We start from the raw sequence: 18,830 nt of genomic DNA, 5'->3' as shown, positions 1-18,830 counted from the left end.
AGAGCAAATATGAAGGTACTTGATGCAGTTCAACCCGAATTGAAGCGTAAAATAAAAAAGCCCGAATTGTTAGCGCCCGCAGGTAATCTTGAAAAATTAAAAATTGCAATTCATTACGGTGCGGATGCGGTGTTCATTGGTGGACAAGAGTATGGCTTACGTTCAAATGCTGACAACTTTACCATAGATGAAATTCGTGAAGGCGTCGAATTTGCTAATCAGTATGGTGCGAAAATTTATATTACAACAAATATTATTGCGCATGACGAAAATATGGAAGGTTTAGACACGTATTTAAAACAACTCGAATCTACAGGTGCGACTGGGATTATTGTCGCGGATCCACTGATTATTGAAACGTGTAAGCGTGTTGCGCCAAAACTTGAAATTCACCTTTCAACACAGCAATCATTGAGTAATTATAAAGCTGTTGAATATTGGAAGGAAGAAGGGCTCGATCGTGTTGTGCTGGCACGTGAAACTGGCGCAATGGAAATGAAAGAAATTAAGGATAAAGTGGATATTGAAATTGAAGCCTTTATCCACGGTGCGATGTGCATTGCGTATTCTGGTCGATGTACATTAAGTAATCATATGACCGCTCGGGATTCCAACCGTGGTGGATGTTGTCAAAGTTGTCGCTGGGATTATGATTTGTTGACAGTAGATCAAGATGGCGAACTCGATATCGTTTATGATGATGCACGTGCGGTTCCATTTGCTATGAGTCCGCGTGATTTAAAACTGATTGAATCGATTCCACAGATGATGGATTTAGGTATTGATTCTCTAAAAATTGAGGGTAGAATGAAGTCGATTCACTACATTGCAACAGTCGTTTCTGTTTATCGAAAAGTCATTGACGCATATGCTGAAGACCCTGAAAACTTTAAAATTAAAAGTGAATGGCTTTATGAATTGGATAAATGTGCGAATCGTGATACGGCACCTGCATTTTTTAAAGGAACACCGGGGTATGAAGAACAAATGTTTGGCAATGAGTCGAGTAAAAAGTCACCATTTGATTTTGTAGGTCTTGTATTAGATTATGACGCTGACAAACAAATTGCGACAATTCAACAAAGAAATCATTTCAAACCAGGACAAGAAATCGAATTTTTTGGACCTGAGATCTCAACTTTTACGCAAGTGATAGACAAAATTTATGATGAAGAAGGAAATGAACTTGATGCCGCACGTCATCCACTACAAATCGTGCAAATTAAAGTTGACCAGCCTATTTATCCAAACAACATGATGAGAAAGGAAGTTTAATATATGGCAACAACGATCATTGGTATTGCTGGAGGTTCTGGTTCGGGGAAGACATCTGTCACGAATGAAATTATGAACAATTTAGAAGGTCACAGTGTCGCACTTATCGAACAAGACTACTATTATAAAGATCAGTCTCATTTAACTTTTGAAGAACGTTTAAAAACGAATTACGATCACCCATTTGCTTTTGATAGTGATTTATTAATCCAAAATCTTAAATCTTTGCAATTAGGTGAAAGTGTAGAAGTGCCAACGTATGACTATACACAACATACGAGAAGTGATAAAACGATTGCATTTCAACCTAAAGATGTTATTATCGTAGAGGGTATCTTTGCGCTTGAAAACAAAGAATTGCGTGATATGATGGATGTTAAGATTTTTGTTGATACTGACGCGGATCTAAGAATTTTACGTCGGCTGATCAGAGATACAAAAGAACGTGGGCGTACAATGGAATCTGTCATTGATCAGTATCTCTCTGTTGTGAGACCCATGCACAATCAATTTATAGAACCGACAAAAAAATATGCAGATATTATCATTCCAGAGGGTGGTTCTAATAAAGTTGCGATTGATATCATGACGACAAAAATTCAAGCGCTTGTTCGTAAAAAAGATTAAATTAAAGTGAAAAAGGAAGATGAAAATAATGGAAAACCAAAAACAATATCCAATGACGCAAGAAGGATTTGAAAAGTTAGAAAAAGAATTAGAAGAATTAAAAACAGTAAAACGACCAGAAGTCGTAGAAAAAATAAAAGTTGCGCGTAGTTTTGGCGACTTGTCTGAGAACTCAGAATATGATGCAGCCAAAGATGAGCAAGGGTTTATTGAACAAGATATTCAACGTATTGAAACAATGTTGCGTCATGCACTCATTATTGAAGATACAGGAGATAACCATGTTGTTCAAATCGGTAAAACAGTGACATTTGTTGAACTACCAGGGAATGACGAAGAGTCATACCAAATTGTAGGATCAGCCGAATCTGATGCCTTTAACGGGAAGATTTCGAATGAGTCCCCAATGGCACAAGCGCTGATTGGTAAACAATTAAATGATGAAGTACGTGTCCCTCTACCAAATGGTGGAGAAATCAATGTTAAAATTACAGACATACAATAATATTGCGAAGAAACAGGCCTGAAAGATGATGAAGTCAATTCATTTTCCGGGCCTGTTTTTTCATTTTATAATGTGTATACTGAGATAGATTTTGCAATAAACGAACAAAATGATTAATTAATCATATCATGTTTAAAACAATACTTAATTGTCAAGTATAATTTATAATGTTAAAATTAATTTTTGTAAGGGTTTTCTCAGAAAGGGGGAGGGTTATGAATTTTCGACAAATCAGTGAACAAGCTTTCATGATATACTTCAAGGCAGAAATCAGTGAAGACGTATATAATCAAGTCAATCGTGTTGCTTCATATCTTCGTACACAACAGCACTTACATATTAAAGAAGTCGTTCCCTCATATCGTGCAATTATGGTTTATTTCGACGGCCTACATACAAATTATGAAACTTTAATTCAAGCACTTCAATTGGAGCACTTCGGAAATAAACAAGCACAGTTATATGACAAACAAAGTCGTGTGGTTAACATTCCCGTCATTTACGGGGGGAAGTGGGGGCCTGATATCGACATTGTCGCAGCACACCATGACTTAACGATTGATGAAGTCATTCAATATCATACTGAAACATTTTATCTCATATATATGATTGGCTTTATGCCGGGGTTTCCTTTTTTAGGCGGTTTAAATCCCAAATTACATACACCAAGAAAAGAAGAGCCTAGAATCAAAATAGATGCGGGTTCGGTTGGGATTGCCAACAATCAAACAGGATTGTACCCATCCGATTCACCTGGTGGCTGGCAAATTATTGGACGCACACCCATTGATATTTACAATCCAAGACGTCATCCTAAAATTCTATATCAACCGGGTGATAAAGTTAAGTTTTATTCTATAGATGAAGAAACATTTTTGCATATTCAATCTTATGTGCATAAAAATCAATTAGACTATGATGAGTGGGTGACGGTGACTGATGAGTATTAAAATAATGAAACCGGGTTTGTTCACGACGATTCAAGATTTGGGGCGAATGGGTCGACAATATGAAGGCTATTCTCCTGCAGGTGTAATGGATCGACCAAGTTATGAGATTTTGAATACGTTATTAAACACTGAAGGGCAACCCGCGATAGAATTTACAATGATTGGACCCCAAATCCAGTTTTTACAACAAAATTTGTTTGCTATAACGGGCGCTTGTTTTTCAGCAACGTTAAACGGACAAGACATTCCCCATCAAACTGTCATTCGAGCTGAAAAAAATGACGTTTTAGAAATAGGTCCTGCCCATTGTGGGATGCGCGGCTATTTAGGTTTTGCCGAACCTCTTGATATTCCGCTTTTTGAGGGGAGTTATGCCACTCATACGCGGACAGCTATTGGCGGCTTTAAAGGCCGTGCATTAAAGGCAAATGATATTATCACTACAAGGCCTACGTATATTGACAATCAATTGATAGGTCGCTCTAGCGATTTTTTAAGCTTTACTCCATCTCGAGATTTACCTATTCGTATTATGGATGGACCACAACTTGAATCTTTTTCACGACGCACGATTCATGAAATTGAACAGATGGAATTTATAATTTCTGAAAGTTCGGACAGAATGGGATATCGCTTGAAAGGACCATCGATTCAACCAGCCACTGATGCTGATATTATTTCTGAACCTGTTGCTCTAGGCAGTATACAAGTACCTAAAGATGGGAATCCTATCATTTTGCTGAATGATCGCCAAACGGTTGGCGGTTACACAAAAATCGCGACAGTCATTGCATCTGATATTGTAGAAATCGTTCAAAGACAACCAGGTGAACAGATTAAGTTTGAATGGGTGACTTTTAATGAGGCAAGTGAAATTTTATCACGTAAAAATAGGCAACTTGAAGATGCAAAAGCACAAATCTGTCAGTATCCTCAACGATTACTATCAAATATAAGACCGACACAGCAGAAAATAAAAACAGTATTGAAAGGTGAGCATATACCATGGACTTAAAACAAATCGAGCAAACATTAAATTTATTAAAACAATATGGGGTTAAGCATTTTAAATACAGTGACGAAGAAATAGATTTGGAATTAGATTTAACAACGACACAACAAACTGAAGACATATCGACCCTATCGACTGGAACCCAAAAAGATGAAAATCGTTTAACAGGTGCACACGAGGATCAGTCACAACAAGAAGAAGACGGTATGGCCATACGTTCACAAATGATTGGAACATTTTATTTGCAAGATGAGAAAGAGTTAACAAAGCCGGTTGTCAAGGTGGGCGATAGCGTAAAAAAAGGGGATATCATTGGCTATATTGAAGCAATGAAAGTGATGAATGAGGTCACTTCAGATGAATCAGGTGAAGTTCAAGACATTTTGGTTCAGCACGGGGAAAATATTGAGTATAACCAAGTTATTTTAACACTGAAGTAAAAGGGGAGGTACGATGATGTTTCGTGTATTAGTCGCAAATCGAGGAGAAATTGCTGTGCGCATTATTCGAGCGCTAAGAGAAATGAAGATGGAGTCTGTAGCCATCTATGCAGTTGGTGATGAAAATAGTTTACACGTTAAATTGGCTGACCATGCAGTTTGTATTGGCGAAGCAAACCCGTTAGATAGTTATTTGAATATCCGAAAGATTTTAGCGGCAGCTGAGATGACACATGCAAATGCGATTCATCCAGGTTATGGCTTTTTATCAGAAAGTCCGGTGTTTGCAGAAAAAGTTGAAAATGAAGGCCTCTATTTTATTGGTCCGACAAAAGAGACGATGCAATGCATGGGAGATAAAATTTCTGCAAGACAAACTGTTGATGCGGCAGGCGTTCCTATTATTCCAGGTTCGAAATCTGCAGTAGAAACAGTTGACGATATAAAATCTTTAGCAGACATACTTGGCTATCCTTTAGTAATTAAAGCGGCCAGTGGGGGTGGCGGAAAAGGGATTCGAATTGTAAAAGAAGAATCACAACTCGAACGCGCCTTTAAAGAAGCAAAGCGCGAAGGTAACAAGTACTTTAATGATGATCGTATTTATGTTGAAGCTTTTATCCCAGTTGCAAAACATGTTGAGGTTCAAGTGCTTGGTGATGGACAAGATCGATTTATTCATCTCGGTGAACGAGATTGTTCTGTACAAAGGAAAAACCAAAAATTAATTGAAGAATCTCCATGTAGCGCATTAAGTTCAGACAAGCGAAGAAAAATATGTAATGATGCAGTCAAAGTGGCGAAAGCCGCAAAGTATCGAAGTGCTGGGACGATTGAATTTTTAGTGACAGATGATGCGTACTATTTTATTGAGATGAATACGAGAATCCAAGTGGAACATACTGTAACTGAAATGCGTACAAATATTGATCTCGTCTGTGAACAGTTACGACTTATGCAAAATGGTACGCTGTCACTTACACAAGATGATATTACGTTTGATGGTCACGTGATCGAGGCGAGAATCAATGCGGAGGATCCTCAAAAAAATTTCCGTCCAACGCCGGGGACTGTGAAAGCTTTACATTTACCTCAAGGTTTTAATGTTCGCGTCGATTCTTTGCTGTACAGTGGCTATACTGTTTCCTCTTATTATGACTCACTAGTCGCCAAAGTGATTGTTAAAGGGGCAAATCGTTCGCATGCCATTGACAAACTTAAAGTCACTTTAGACGAGCTGGTCATTGATGGATTTATAACGACTGCAGATTTTCTATATGCTGTACTCTCGTATCCGCCATATTTTGAAGGTGATGCTAAAGACGTTGACATCAAATTTTTGGACCGCCACACAATCATAAAGGAGGAAAACACAAATGCAAATTGATTTGAATTGTGATTTAGGTGAAAGTTTTGGACACTATCAAATGGGTAATGATCGTGAAGTGATCCCATTAATTACTTCTGCAAATATTGCTTGTGGCTTCCACGCAGGTGATGAAAATGTCATGGCAGAGACGATTCGGTTAGCTAAAAAAAGTGGGGTAAGTGTAGGCGCGCATCCTGGATTTCCAGATAAGCAAGGATTTGGACGTCGCCAAATGGATATGTCACTTGAAGAGATTTATAATTTGATGATTTATCAAATCGGTGCGATAAAAACGTTTTGTGACATCAATAAAATTAAACTTAATCATGTCAAACCGCATGGTGCGTTATATCAAATCGCGGTAAGGCAGCGAGAAGTTGCAAATACCATTGCTACGGCTGTATATCATATTGATCCAGAACTCTATTTGGTCGGATTATCCAATTCGGTTTTGATAGAAGCTGGCAAAGCACAAGGACTTAAAGTGGCTTCTGAAGTGTTTGCGGACCGTCGATATGAACGTGACGGACAGCTTGTGAGTCGTAAAAAAGCTGGTGCGAGCATTGAAGATACGGAAGAGGCCATTGAACAAGTGATTCGTATGGTTAAAGATGGAAAGGTTAAAGCGATTACAGGAGAAATAATAGAAATTAAAGCAGATACGATCTGTGTTCATGGGGATGGCGCGCATGCGTTAGAATTTGTTAAAGAAATTCGTTCGCGCTTAGCTGAGGTGAATATCGATATCGTACAATTAGGGGGTTAATTAATGAAAAATGATTTGAATCAAAATGGAAGCCCAGGTGAGTTCGTTTTTACTAAAGCACATCGAAGGTTGTTATTAGGATCGGTATTTTTAATGGCTACATCGGCTATTGGTCCTGCATTTCTTACACAAACAGCGGTTTTTACAGAACAATTTTTAGCAAGTTTTGCATTTGCGATCCTATTATCAATATTGATTGATATTGGTGCACAAATTAACATATGGCGTATTCTCGTCGTCACAGGTTATCGTGGTCAAGAAATTGCGAATGAAGTGATTAAAGGACTCGGCACTTTTATCTCAATATTAATCGGACTTGGGGGCCTTGCATTTAATATTGGAAACATCGCCGGGGCAGGTCTCGGACTCAATGCTATTTTCGGATTGGATATTCGGACAGGCGCTGCAATTACAGCGGTAGTGGCAATTTTGGTTTTTATTTCCAAAAATGGTCGGAAAATGATGGATATTATTACGATGATTTTAGGGGTCTTGATGATTTTGATTGTTGGATATGTGATGATTCAATCCCATCCGCCATATTTAGATGCAGCAAAACATACGATTTTACCCGAAAATCCAGCAGTACTTGTACTTCCAATTATTACACTTGTAGGGGGGACAGTTGGAGGATATATCACTTTTGCAGGCGCACACCGTATTTTGGATGCAGATATTAAAGGTAAAAATTATTTGCCGTTTGTCAATCGTTCTGCAATTACTGCAATTTTAACGACTGGTGTGATGAGAACGCTGCTCTTTTTAGCAGTCTTGGGTGTTGTTGTAACGGGAGTAACCTTAAATCCTGAAAATCCACCGGCTTCTGTTTTCGAACATGCGATTGGACCAATCGGTAAAAATATTTTCGGAATTGTACTTTTTGCTGCAGCGATGTCATCTGTCATTGGGTCAGCTTATACAAGTACAACATTCATCAAAACGTTGCATAATAAAATAAAAACCTATGATAATTATGTTGTCGTTGCATTTATTGTTGTTTCAACGCTTATTTTTCTTTTCATAGGGCGACCAGTTAAATTATTAATCATTGCAGGTGCGCTCAATGGATTAATACTCCCTATTATTTTGGGAACGGTTTTGATTGCTTCGAAAAACAAGCGAATCGTTGGTGACTATCAACACCCGACATGGATGTTATTGTTTGGCATTGTGGCAGTTGTGGTGACGATGTTCACTGGATTCTTTTCTCTACAAGGGCTTGCTGATTTGTGGAGTCATTAATCACGATGTTCATCTATAGAATGTCAATTTGATTCGCGCTTCACGATGAAGAACTGAATGAATGCGATGTACCGTAAAAGTTGGATACCACAATCCTAACTTTTACGGTGCATTTTATATAGGTATGAAATACTAAAGTAGAAATGTGGTTTAAACATCATTGAGTTTGAAGAGCGGTAATGCGCGTGAGAAAATTATGAACAGTGATAAAATCTGGTTAACTCGAAATCAATATCGTATTTTTCGCGCTGCCTAGATTCTAATAAAAATGCTATCTTATTGTTAAATATGATAAAATAACAACGATAAATTGATATGTAAAATAGATTTGAAATTTGAAGGAGGCAATTCAATGATTGGAATCATCGGTGCGATGGAGGAAGAAATTGAAATTTTAAAATCTCAAATGACAGCGTTAGAAGAAATTAAAGTGGCGCATGTCATTTTTTATAAAGGGTATTTGAATGACAAGGAAATCGTTTTAACACAAAGCGGTATCGGGAAAGTGAATGCGGCAATTTCAACGAGTTTACTCATCGATCGTTTTGAACCGGATTGTATTATTAATACAGGTTCAGCGGGAGGATTACAGCCAGAATTAGAGTTAGGCGATGTTGTTGTTAGTCGTCATGTGGCCTATCATGACGTAGATGCCTGCGCATTTGGTTATGCACAAGGACAAATTCCAGGAATGCCTGCGCAATTTGAAGCTGATACGGTCTTGTTTGAAAAAGTCATGCATTTATTAGAACAACTCGATCAAACGGGCAAGAGCGGGCTCATTGTTTCTGGGGACAGTTTCATAGGAACGAATGAACAACGTGAAGCGATTTTAGCCCATTTTCCTGATGCATTAGCGACCGAAATGGAAGCGACTGCTATTGCACAGACATGTTATCAATACCGTGTGCCGTTTATCATTACACGAGCCATATCCGATCTGGCAAACAAGGAAGCCGGTATGACGTTTGAAGCCTTTTTAAAAATTGCTGCAAAGTCATCAAGTGAAATGGTCAACGAACTGGTCAAAGTGCTTTAAAGAAATACACGCCCAACGGTTAGCTTTATGATATAATATGACGAATGAAGTCTTTTAAAGTGGAGGAAAATGATGGGGATCATCAAGCGATTATTTTTACCAAATCAATATGTGAACTCAATTTATGAAATTGATTTAGATAAACTTAAAGCATTAAATATTACCGGTATTATAACCGATCTAGATAATACGTTAGTCGGGTGGGATGAGGCAGAACCGACCCCTAAAGTGAAAACATGGTTTGAGCAATTAGACGAGAAAGGGTTTAAAGTTACGATTGTCTCAAATAATAACGCGCAACGCGTGCAATCTTTCTGTCGGGATTTAAAAGTGGATTATATTTTTAAAGCTCAAAAACCAAGAGGAAAATCATTGCGCCGTGCAATGCAACAAATGGCGTTACAACAACATGAGACCGTGGTGATTGGTGATCAAATGATGACCGATGTATTTGGAGGGAATCGCAATGGTCTGTATACGATTATGGTTGTTCCGGTCAAAAACTCTGACGGTTTAATCACTCAATTTAACCGTTTAGTTGAGCGGCGATTGCTTAAACATTTTAAAAGAAAAGGTTATATTAAATGGGAGGAATCATAATTGAATGAATCATTGAAATGCATAGGCTGTGGTGCCACACTTCAATCAGATGATCCACAAAAGCCGGGCTACGTTCCACAAGCGAGCTTGCACAAAGAGGACGTCATTTGTCGTCGTTGCTTTAGGCTGAAAAATTACAATGAAGTCCAGGATGTCGGTATGGAAAGTGAAGACTTTCTAAAATTGTTGAATGGTTTAGCTGATAAAGCAGGGATTGTCGTAAATCTAGTGGATGTCTTTGATTTTGAAGGGTCTTTTATTCATGCAATCAAACGAATTGTAGGAAATAAGAAGATTATTTTAGTTGGAAATAAAATCGATTTATTACCTAAACAGATTAATCAACGACGTGTGACAGAATGGTTGAGAAGATTAGCAAAATCTTATGGTTTGTATCCTGAAGATGTATGTTTGATTTCTGCACATAAAGGTATTGGAATAGAACGATTAATTGAAACAATAGAAAAATATCGTGAAAATCAAGACGTGTACATTGTAGGTACAACGAATGTTGGGAAATCAACATTGATTAATAAGTTGATTGAACAAACAGTTGGTGAAAAAAATGTGGTTACGACATCACGTATTCCGGGCACTACGTTAGATATGATTGATATTCCGATTGACGATACGCACTATATGTTTGATACGCCTGGGATTATTCAAGCACATCAAATGACTCATTATGTGTCCACAAAAGCATTAACGACCATTATGCCTAAAAAAGAAATTAAGCAACGGGTTTATCAATTGAATGAAGCACAATCATTGTTTATTGGTGGGCTCGCCCGTGTTGATTACTTAAAAGGCGGAAAACGTCCGCTTGTTTGTTACTTTTCAAATGAATTAAATATTCATCGAACAAAATTGGAAAAAGCTGATGATTTATGGAAAAAACAAATCGGTGTCCTGTTAACACCTCCATCTCCAGATGACCCATTCGATTTTGAGCAATTAAAAACCGTACATTTGTCTACAGGAAATGAGAAAAAGGACATCATGATTTCAGGCCTTGGTTTCGTTACGGTTGAAGCAGGTGCTGAATTAAATATAATCGTCCCACAAAAAGTGGATGTCACGCTTAGACCATCGATCATGTAAGGAGAGATGATTGTGAAATTTGCTGTAATTGGACACCCCATTGAACATTCGCTATCGCCGTTAATGCATCATGCGAATTTTAAAAGTTTAAATTTGAACTATGAATATGAAGCACTCAATATCCCGCCTGCACATTTCCATCATATTAGAGATATTATTAGTGAAAAGCATTTGGATGGATTTAATGTTACTTTGCCACATAAAGCCCGTATTATGGACTATCTTGATGACATCTCGGATGAAGCTCGCGCAATCGGTGCAGTGAATACAGTTAAAATCGATCATGGGAAGTGGATTGGATATAATACGGATGGATTAGGGTTTGTTAAAGGGCTAAAAACCCGATATAGTGATTTATGGAATGCTCGTATCTTAATACTTGGTGCAGGAGGGGCGAGCAAAGGCATTTCATATGCATTAGACAAAGTCACACAACACCCGATCTCAGTAGCCAATCGTACACGAGCGCGTTTTGATGACTGGCAACTCCCCGTTCGACAATATGAGCTAGCAGATGTGCCAAGGATTGCACAACAGTTTGATATTATTGTCAACACGACACCCGTAGGCATGGATCAATCGACAGAAAGTGTGATTACGTTTGATATGTTAAAAACGGATGTACTTGTATGTGATATCGTATATGTGCCATTAGAGACAACGTTTTTAAAAGAAGCCGCCAAAAAACAATGCGCCATATATAATGGTTTAGATATGTTTATTTATCAAGGGGCTGAAAGTTTTAGAATATGGACGGGTTTAGAGAGCGATATTTCGGAAATGAGAAACACAGTACTGAATAAACTTACAAAATAAGGAGGCCGTTATGGCATTAACAGGTAAACAAAAAAGGTTTTTAAGAAGTAAGGCACATCACATCGATCCAATATTTCAAATTGGTAAGGCCGGTATTAACGATAATATGGTGGAACAAATAAAGGATACTTTAGAAAATCGAGAATTGATTAAGATTCATATATTACAAAATAATATGGATGACAAAAAGGATTTAGCATTATCGATTAGTCGTGCCACTGACAGTGAATTAGTTCAATTGATTGGATCAATGATAGTATTATACAAAACATCGCAAGAAAATAAACAAATCGAGTTGCCGTAAAATGGAAAATATTGTTGTTTACGGTGGACAATTCAATCCAATTCACAGTGGACATGAGATGGTGGCCAGTGAAGTTAATGCAAAAATACAACCGGATCATTTTTATTTTATGCCGAGTTATATGTCTCCGTTAAAGAAACATGATCAATGGATTGATGTCGCACATCGGATTCACATGGTCAAACTGGTGATACAAAATTTAGGATTTGGCACGTTACGATTAGATGAAATTGAGCGAAAAGGGAATAGTTACACTTATGAGACGATGTTGAACATTCAACGTGAATCACCTGACGCAAAGCTGTATTTTGTTATTGGTACAGATCAGTATGAACAATTAGATCGTTGGTATCAAATCGATCGTTTAAAACAGTTTGTTACATTTATTGTTGTGAACCGCGGTTATGAAATACAAGCGAATGACACTGCAATCATCACCATTCACATACCTGAAATGGCAATCAGTTCGACAGAAATTCGCCATAGAAGGACAAATGATCAAACCATTCATATGTGGGTCCCTTTAAACGTCGAGCAATATATACTGAAGGAGAGATTATATGGAGCGAACATTTGCGATTGAATTGGTTGAACAAAAATTACCTAAAAAAAGATTTGAACATTCGATGCGTGTTGCTGAAACGGCGGTAAAACTTGCACAATTATATGAAGGGGATGAAGAAAAAGCCGAACTTGCCGGTATATTACATGATTTTTGTAAATACGATGATTTGAGTTTTTTATATCAGCAAGTAACAAAGTATGACCTCAATCATGATTTGTTAAGTTACGGTTCAGAAATACTTCACGGCCCTGTTTGTGCTGCACTAATGAAGCACCAGTATAATATTACGGATGAAGAAGTTTTGTTAGCCATTTATAACCATACAACTGGACGTAAACAAATGACTAAAACGGAAAAATTAGTTTTCATTGCAGATTATATTGAACCCGGTAGAAATACGCCTAAAGTGGATGAAATTAGAAATATGGTATACAATGGCGGTGGGTTGGACCGTACCATTTATGAAATTTCAAAACGTACTGTATTGTATCTCGTTCAAAAGGATATCAGTGTGTATCAGTCAACAATTGATTGTCTGAATTACTATAATTTAAATGATTCTACAATAAAGGATGGTTAAATGAATACGAAAGAATTATTAATGTTAACAGTTAAAACAGCCGATGCCAAAAAAGCAGAAGATATCATTTCATTAAATATGCAAGAGATATCTGATTTAACAGACTTTTTCGTTGTCTGCCATGGTAACAATGAAAGACAAGTTCAAGCTATTGCTAGAGCGATAAAGGAAGCGGCTGAAGCGCAACAAGTTGAAGTGAAACGTATGGAAGGTTTTAATGAAGCGCGATGGATTTTGATTGATTTGGTAGATGTGGTCGTTCATGTTTTCCATAAAGATGAACGCAGTTACTACAATCTCGAAAAACTTTATCAAGATGTTGAAATGTTAGGGTATAAAGAGGGGATTCATTCATAATGCAGTATGAAAATCTGAGTGCGTTTTATGATCGTTTAACTGACGATCAACCTTATGCACAATGGCTTTCGATGATTCAGAACACCATTCCTCATCCTTCGTTACAACGTGTGCTTGATATCGGTTGTGGAACGGGGACGCTCACACAACATTTTACCGATTTTTCAAATGAAGTAGTCGGAATGGACTTGAGTGTGGAGATGTTATCGCTTGCGAAAGAAAAGACGAGTGAAGTGATATGGATCGAAGCAGATATGGCAGACTTTCAACTGGACACACAATATGACTTGATTACAATATTATGTGATAGTTTGAATTATTTAGCCGATGAGACAGCGGTATTGGCTACATTTAATAATGTTTACCATCATTTGGCAGCAGAAGGCCACTTTATATTTGATGTCCATACAGCGCATAAAATGACCCAACTTTTTAATGGTCAAGTTTATCTAGATGACCGAGAGGATTTGACACTGGTGTGGCAAACTGAACCAGGTGACGCGCCATTAAGTGTATGGCATGATTTAACATTCTTTATATTAGATGATCAACAAAAGTATATTAGACGAGATGAATCTCAATATCAGAGGACTTTTGAAAAACAGCATTATATAAAATTGCTTCGTGAAACGGGTTTTACACGGATTAAAACTTTTTATGATTTTGATGAAGTGAACCAAAACCCTGAAAGTGATCGTCTCTTTTTTATCGTTCAAAAATAACAAGTAAAAAACCTCCGTCAAACGTGTAAGCTTTTGATCGGAGGTTTTTTATGATGTATTCCATTGAACAAATATATGTTTTTATTAAACGATATAAGATTCAACTATCCCTGATTTTGATTGTGATGTTTGCGCTAGGAATTTGGCTCGGCTTACGATTTTTTCAGCAAGAACAGGAAAAACCATTAAATCTCGTTCAAGCTGCCCCCGCTATCGATTCACCCCCTCATAAAGTCAAAACAAATCAAAATAATAAAACAACCGCTCAGAAAATAATTGTGGATATAAAAGGTGCTGTTAAACATCCCAATACATATGAAATGAAGTCTGATGATCGTATTAAACAGTTGCTTGATAAGGCTGAACCATTAAGCACCGCAGATTTGAGTCGCGTGAATTTAGCCGAAAAATTAGTCGACCAAAAATTAGTATATATACCGAGTCAATCTGAAACGCAAACGACACAACCCAACGTGTCACAGGCTAGCACAATGAATAGTCATGTTTCACAGTCGCAAAGTCAAACTATTAATTTGAATACAGCGGATGAAAAAACGTTAACACAAATTCCTGGGATTGGTCCTGCTAAAGCACAAACGATCATTCAATTTAGAGATGAACATGGACCATTTTCTACTGTCGACGATTTAAAAAAGGTAAAAGGAATTGGTCAAAAAACTTTTGAGAAACTAAAACCTTATTTTACAGTATAGTAAGGAAGAAATATTGACTTGACAATATAAGCAAGCTTGTTCTAGATTATGATAAAACACGTTAAATGAATACAACGTATGGAGTGAAAGATATGGAACGAATTCAATGGCACGATTACTTTATGGCTCAAGCCCATTTATTAGCACTAAGATCAACTTGTACACGCCTGTCAGTCGGTGCAACGATAACAAAAGACAACCATATTATTGCTGGAGGCTATAACGGCTCGGTTTCCGGGGAATTACATTGTATTGACGATGGATGTTTAATGGAGGATGGGCATTGCATTCGAACAATACATGCTGAGATGAATGCATTGTTACAATGTGCGAAACAAGGTGTTTCAACTGAAAATGCGACAATATATGTTACACATTTCCCATGTCTTAATTGTACGAAATCCATCATCCAAGCAGGGATTCAAACAGTATATTATGCAGAAGACTACCATAATCACAAATATGCGCTTCAATTACTTCGACAATCAGGCGTTCATTTTGAGAAAATTGATTTTAATCCTCAAAATATAGCGGACAGTTTATTGAATTTAAGATGACATACGCTTTGATTGCCTATGTCATCGGTCACATGGCTTATCATCACTTTACAGCTGCATGTTTTCTTTATGCGGTACTCGCGTGCAGTCTATATTTTAAAAGGAGGCACAGCTTATATATCGTTTTGACCTTGAGTATGACTTTGCTCGGCTATGGAATAGACATGTCGTTACATCGTTCGGCCTCAGTGCCGAAAATTCACACTGGCAATCAACAGTTGCTTGTTCGCTATACCGCTTTACCTACATTTCAAGATGATATGTTAACGATTCAAGCACAGACTGAATCAGGTTTATTATTAGTCAAAAGTAAAGTATCTTCTCAAATTGAACATCCCTCCGCTAACTTCATATTGAATCATCAGTGCCTTATCACGGGATCTTTTTTACCGATGCGTTCTGCCCAACAAACACCACTATTTATAGCAAATCACTTAGATTTTCAACAATGTCAACGGGCACGGCCAACTTTTAAAGCGCGACTACAATATGTTAAAAATAAAGTCATCGAACATATATTGGACAGTCGTTTGAGTGGGAAAGGCGAAATCATTGCAATTGCAACAGGGAACACCAATTATTTAGATTACGAAACCAAACTAAAGGCACAAAAGTTAGGGATTTCTCATCTGTTCGCGATAAGTGGGACACATATTACAGTTTTGATGATGCTGTTTTATAGTTTAGGAAAAAGGCTCCCGTTGCCAATGTTCATTGTAAAGTTTTTATTGATGCTTTTTCTACCTTGCTTTTTAATGTTTGTGGGTGCAAGTCCAAGTGCACAACGCGCTGTTGCGATGACATTGTTAATGATGATGGCGTCATCTTTCTATCGGCTTAACGCTTTGCAAGCATTGCTCATCGTTTATACGACGATGAGTCTGTTCAATAGCACTTATCATTACCATTTAGGATTTATTTATTCTTTTTTAATAGCAGCAGCGTTAATTGTAATGAAAGATGTTCTTCAGCAAACGCCTCTAGTTAAATCGCTTTTATTAGGCTCCTATATCTCTGTGTTAGTGGCCATCCCCATCAATTATGTACTTACAAACGAAATTCAATGGCAAGGATTGATTTCAAATCTCTTCTTTATTCCATTTTATAGTTATATCGTTATCCCACTTGCATTTCTCATTTCTTTTTTAGCGATGTTATTTCCTTTTATGTTGAATTTTTTTGTTTTGCTTACACATTTTATATTTAGTTTTCAAAATACATTGTTGAACAGCTTATCAAAGTTAAATCACTTTCCGTTAATCATTCCAGATTTTGGTGAATGGGCATTTTTCTGTTGTGTCGTTATCGTTTTTTTATTACTTTACCTGCTAACGCAAAAAAGATATGTATTGTCTATGATTATCATTTTGAGTTCATGTGTCTTTTTATGGCTTGTGCATCCACACTATCAAAACCAGATGATTTTAATTGATGTCGGACAAGGTGACGCGATTCTATTTCTTAGTGAAACTGGAGAAACGTTACTCATCGATACTGGCGGCGTCTATGCACAACATCCACGTGTGCATGCCAAAAAAAATCTAACGCAAGCCACAATTTACCCGCTTTTCAAAAAGTTGGGCATACGACACATCGACTATTTAGTGATTACACATGCGCATCAGGACCATATGGGGGAGTTAACGCACTTGGCAGAACATCTCCATATAAAGAACATTATTATCAACCCTTCACATTTTGATTCACAGAAATTCAAAATGGTAAAAGATGTGACATTGTCAGAGAAAGCAGAACTTTATTCTTATGAAACCATTTCAAATATCGCTTTAGGTGAATTTGAATTTAAATTTTATAATACAGATATGACGAACAGTGCAGACCCTAATGAACATTCTATTATCACACTGGCTCGTTTCCATCAAACACATATTTTATTAATGGGGGACGCAAGTGCTCATAATGAATCATTGTTATTAAATCGTTATCAATTACCGCCGATTCAAATTTTAAAAGTTGGGCATCACGGGAGTCAGACGAGCTCGGATGAGCAATTTATCACGAAAATCCATCCTAAAATTGCACTCATTTCAGCCGGTAAGCACAATATTTACCATTTACCACACCCAAAAACATTGGAAAAATTAGCTCGAGTCAATACTAAAGTATATAATACTGCCGATAACCATCACATTCATATTCTGTTTACGTCAAATTCAGCACACCCCTATGATGTCACAAATGAGCGATCAGACGGTGATGAACATGATAAATAATTCATGCTATAATAGCAACAAAGCAATGAGATAGAGAGGAAGTACAACATGTCAAATATTCATGTGATTCACGGTGATGTTTCTGAATTAATCGATCGTGAAACGGAGAAGCTTGCAAAAAAATATTTAGGTGATGAGGCAAGAGACGATTTCAACTATGTAAAATATAATTTATATGAAACAAATTTGAATACGATTCTTGAAGAGGCAATGACACTTCCATTCTTTTCTGACAAAAAAATAGTGGTCGTTCAAAATAGTTATGTCTTTACTGGAGAGAAAGCACCTAAAGATGCGATCATTAATTTAGACATGTTATTAGATTTTATAGAAAAATATGACGGTACATCGTTGATTATTTTTCAAGTCAACGCATTGAAATTGGATGAACGTAAAAAGGTCGTCAAAGCATTAAAAAAAGTTGGGCATATTAAAAAGATAGAACAAATGACTGAGCAAGAAATTAAAGATTGGGTTAATCAATACTTAAATGCATCATTTAAGCAAATAAAGCAAGATGCATTAGACTTGCTTATTCATTTAACAGGGATTCATTATCGTGTGATAAAGCAAGAACTCGATAAATTATTGTTATTTATAGGGGAGAAACCCATCATCAACAAAGATGATGTAGGCATGATTGTCAATAGAAGTTTGGAACAAAATGTTTTCTTGTTGACTGAATATATCCAAAAAGGACAGAAAAATAATGCTTTAGCTTTAGTCAAAGATTTGATTCAACTTAAAGAAGAACCTATAAAATTATTAGCGCTCATTACAAGTAATTATCGTTTATATTATCAGAGTAAGATTTTAAACCAAAAAGGCTACTCTGGGCAACAAATTGCTAAAACAGTGGGGGTTCATCCCTATAGAGTGAAATTAGCATTAAATCATGCGCGTCAGTATCAATTAGAAACTTTGCTAACGATTATGGATGCATGCGCGGAAACGGATTATCAACTAAAATCGTCATATATGGACAAGGTGTTGATTTTGGAACTGTTTATTATGCGATTATAAGTCATTACGTTTTTGAGCTGTCATTCCGAAAAA

Annotated in this window: 22 protein-coding genes; all 22 read left to right on the top strand. The window is 37.0% G+C overall.

The window, feature by feature from the left end; all coding sequences use genetic code 11:
* The first annotated feature begins 9 nt into the window (after window positions 1–9).
* The 22 genes from B5P37_RS00395 (at window position 10) to holA (ending at window position 18,797) form a co-directional block, all read left to right on the top strand.
* Entirely contained in the window at window positions 10–1,275 is a 1,266-nt protein-coding gene (locus B5P37_RS00395) for a peptidase U32 family protein (RefSeq protein ID WP_085236031.1), read from the top strand.
* Between the two features lie 3 nt (window positions 1,276–1,278).
* Window positions 1,279–1,902, top strand: a complete 624-nt coding sequence (gene udk, locus B5P37_RS00390) for a uridine kinase (RefSeq protein WP_085236029.1) — start codon at window positions 1,279–1,281, stop codon at window positions 1,900–1,902.
* Between the two features lie 28 nt (window positions 1,903–1,930).
* Window positions 1,931–2,407 (top strand): transcription elongation factor GreA, encoded by a 477-nt coding sequence (greA, locus tag B5P37_RS00385; RefSeq protein WP_085236027.1) that lies wholly within the window; start codon window positions 1,931–1,933, stop codon window positions 2,405–2,407.
* A 215-nt stretch (window positions 2,408–2,622) separates the two neighbouring features.
* On the top strand, window positions 2,623–3,357 hold the full coding sequence (gene pxpB / locus B5P37_RS00380) for a 5-oxoprolinase subunit PxpB (protein WP_085236025.1): 735 nt from the start codon (window positions 2,623–2,625) through the stop codon (window positions 3,355–3,357).
* Window positions 3,347–4,372, top strand: a complete 1,026-nt coding sequence (locus tag B5P37_RS00375) for a 5-oxoprolinase subunit C family protein (protein ID WP_085236023.1) — start codon at window positions 3,347–3,349, stop codon at window positions 4,370–4,372. Before pxpB ends, B5P37_RS00375 begins: the two co-directional genes overlap by 11 nt.
* Window positions 4,363–4,809, top strand: a complete 447-nt coding sequence (locus tag B5P37_RS00370; RefSeq protein WP_085236021.1) for an acetyl-CoA carboxylase biotin carboxyl carrier protein — start codon at window positions 4,363–4,365, stop codon at window positions 4,807–4,809. Before B5P37_RS00375 ends, B5P37_RS00370 begins: the two co-directional genes overlap by 10 nt.
* A 16-nt stretch (window positions 4,810–4,825) precedes the next feature.
* Window positions 4,826–6,196, top strand: a complete 1,371-nt coding sequence (locus tag B5P37_RS00365) for an acetyl-CoA carboxylase biotin carboxylase subunit (RefSeq protein WP_085236019.1) — start codon at window positions 4,826–4,828, stop codon at window positions 6,194–6,196.
* Window positions 6,186–6,944: a 5-oxoprolinase subunit PxpA gene (gene pxpA, locus B5P37_RS00360; protein ID WP_085236017.1), complete on the top strand. Its 759-nt coding sequence runs from the start codon at window positions 6,186–6,188 to the stop codon at window positions 6,942–6,944. The genes B5P37_RS00365 and pxpA overlap by 11 nt, the downstream gene beginning before the upstream one ends.
* A 3-nt stretch (window positions 6,945–6,947) precedes the next feature.
* Complete coding sequence (locus B5P37_RS00355) at window positions 6,948–8,186, top strand: NRAMP family divalent metal transporter (protein ID WP_085236016.1); 1,239 nt, start codon at window positions 6,948–6,950, stop codon at window positions 8,184–8,186.
* A gap of 352 nt (window positions 8,187–8,538) precedes the next feature.
* Window positions 8,539–9,225 (top strand): 5'-methylthioadenosine/adenosylhomocysteine nucleosidase, encoded by a 687-nt coding sequence (locus B5P37_RS00350; protein WP_085236015.1) that lies wholly within the window; start codon window positions 8,539–8,541, stop codon window positions 9,223–9,225.
* A 72-nt stretch (window positions 9,226–9,297) separates the two neighbouring features.
* Complete coding sequence (locus tag B5P37_RS00345; protein WP_085236014.1) at window positions 9,298–9,825, top strand: YqeG family HAD IIIA-type phosphatase; 528 nt, start codon at window positions 9,298–9,300, stop codon at window positions 9,823–9,825.
* A complete protein-coding gene (gene yqeH / locus B5P37_RS00340; RefSeq protein ID WP_085236013.1) occupies window positions 9,826–10,926 on the top strand; it encodes a ribosome biogenesis GTPase YqeH in 1,101 nt (366 codons plus the stop codon).
* A gap of 12 nt (window positions 10,927–10,938) precedes the next feature.
* Window positions 10,939–11,742, top strand: a complete 804-nt coding sequence (aroE, locus tag B5P37_RS00335; protein ID WP_085236012.1) for a shikimate dehydrogenase — start codon at window positions 10,939–10,941, stop codon at window positions 11,740–11,742.
* 10 nt (window positions 11,743–11,752) lie between these two features.
* The gene (gene yhbY / locus B5P37_RS00330; protein ID WP_085236011.1) at window positions 11,753–12,046 is read left to right on the top strand and encodes a ribosome assembly RNA-binding protein YhbY; all 294 of its coding nucleotides are present in this window, start codon (window positions 11,753–11,755) and stop codon (window positions 12,044–12,046) included.
* Window position 12,047: 1 nt separating this feature from the next.
* A complete protein-coding gene (nadD, locus tag B5P37_RS00325; protein WP_085236010.1) occupies window positions 12,048–12,629 on the top strand; it encodes a nicotinate (nicotinamide) nucleotide adenylyltransferase in 582 nt (193 codons plus the stop codon).
* Entirely contained in the window at window positions 12,607–13,191 is a 585-nt protein-coding gene (yqeK, locus tag B5P37_RS00320; protein WP_085236009.1) for a bis(5'-nucleosyl)-tetraphosphatase (symmetrical) YqeK, read from the top strand. The genes nadD and yqeK overlap by 23 nt, the downstream gene beginning before the upstream one ends.
* Window positions 13,192–13,548, top strand: coding sequence for a ribosome silencing factor (gene rsfS / locus B5P37_RS00315; RefSeq protein WP_085236008.1), 357 nt, complete (start codon window positions 13,192–13,194; stop codon window positions 13,546–13,548).
* Complete coding sequence (locus B5P37_RS00310) at window positions 13,545–14,270, top strand: class I SAM-dependent DNA methyltransferase (RefSeq protein WP_240622362.1); 726 nt, start codon at window positions 13,545–13,547, stop codon at window positions 14,268–14,270. The genes rsfS and B5P37_RS00310 overlap by 4 nt, the downstream gene beginning before the upstream one ends.
* A gap of 50 nt (window positions 14,271–14,320) precedes the next feature.
* A complete protein-coding gene (locus B5P37_RS00305; RefSeq protein WP_240622361.1) occupies window positions 14,321–14,983 on the top strand; it encodes a helix-hairpin-helix domain-containing protein in 663 nt (220 codons plus the stop codon).
* A gap of 92 nt (window positions 14,984–15,075) precedes the next feature.
* Entirely contained in the window at window positions 15,076–15,540 is a 465-nt protein-coding gene (locus B5P37_RS00300; protein ID WP_085236006.1) for a ComE operon protein 2, read from the top strand.
* Complete coding sequence (locus tag B5P37_RS00295; protein ID WP_085236004.1) at window positions 15,537–17,774, top strand: DNA internalization-related competence protein ComEC/Rec2; 2,238 nt, start codon at window positions 15,537–15,539, stop codon at window positions 17,772–17,774. The genes B5P37_RS00300 and B5P37_RS00295 overlap by 4 nt, the downstream gene beginning before the upstream one ends.
* A 48-nt stretch (window positions 17,775–17,822) precedes the next feature.
* Window positions 17,823–18,797: a DNA polymerase III subunit delta gene (gene holA / locus B5P37_RS00290; RefSeq protein WP_085236003.1), complete on the top strand. Its 975-nt coding sequence runs from the start codon at window positions 17,823–17,825 to the stop codon at window positions 18,795–18,797.
* Window positions 18,798–18,830: the final 33 nt, after the last annotated feature.

This window comes from Staphylococcus lutrae (assembly GCF_002101335.1).
GTDB lineage: Bacteria > Bacillota > Bacilli > Staphylococcales > Staphylococcaceae > Staphylococcus > Staphylococcus lutrae.
The sequence above is the reverse complement of the archived record's forward strand: the minus strand, read 5'-3'. Positions and strand labels throughout refer to the sequence as shown.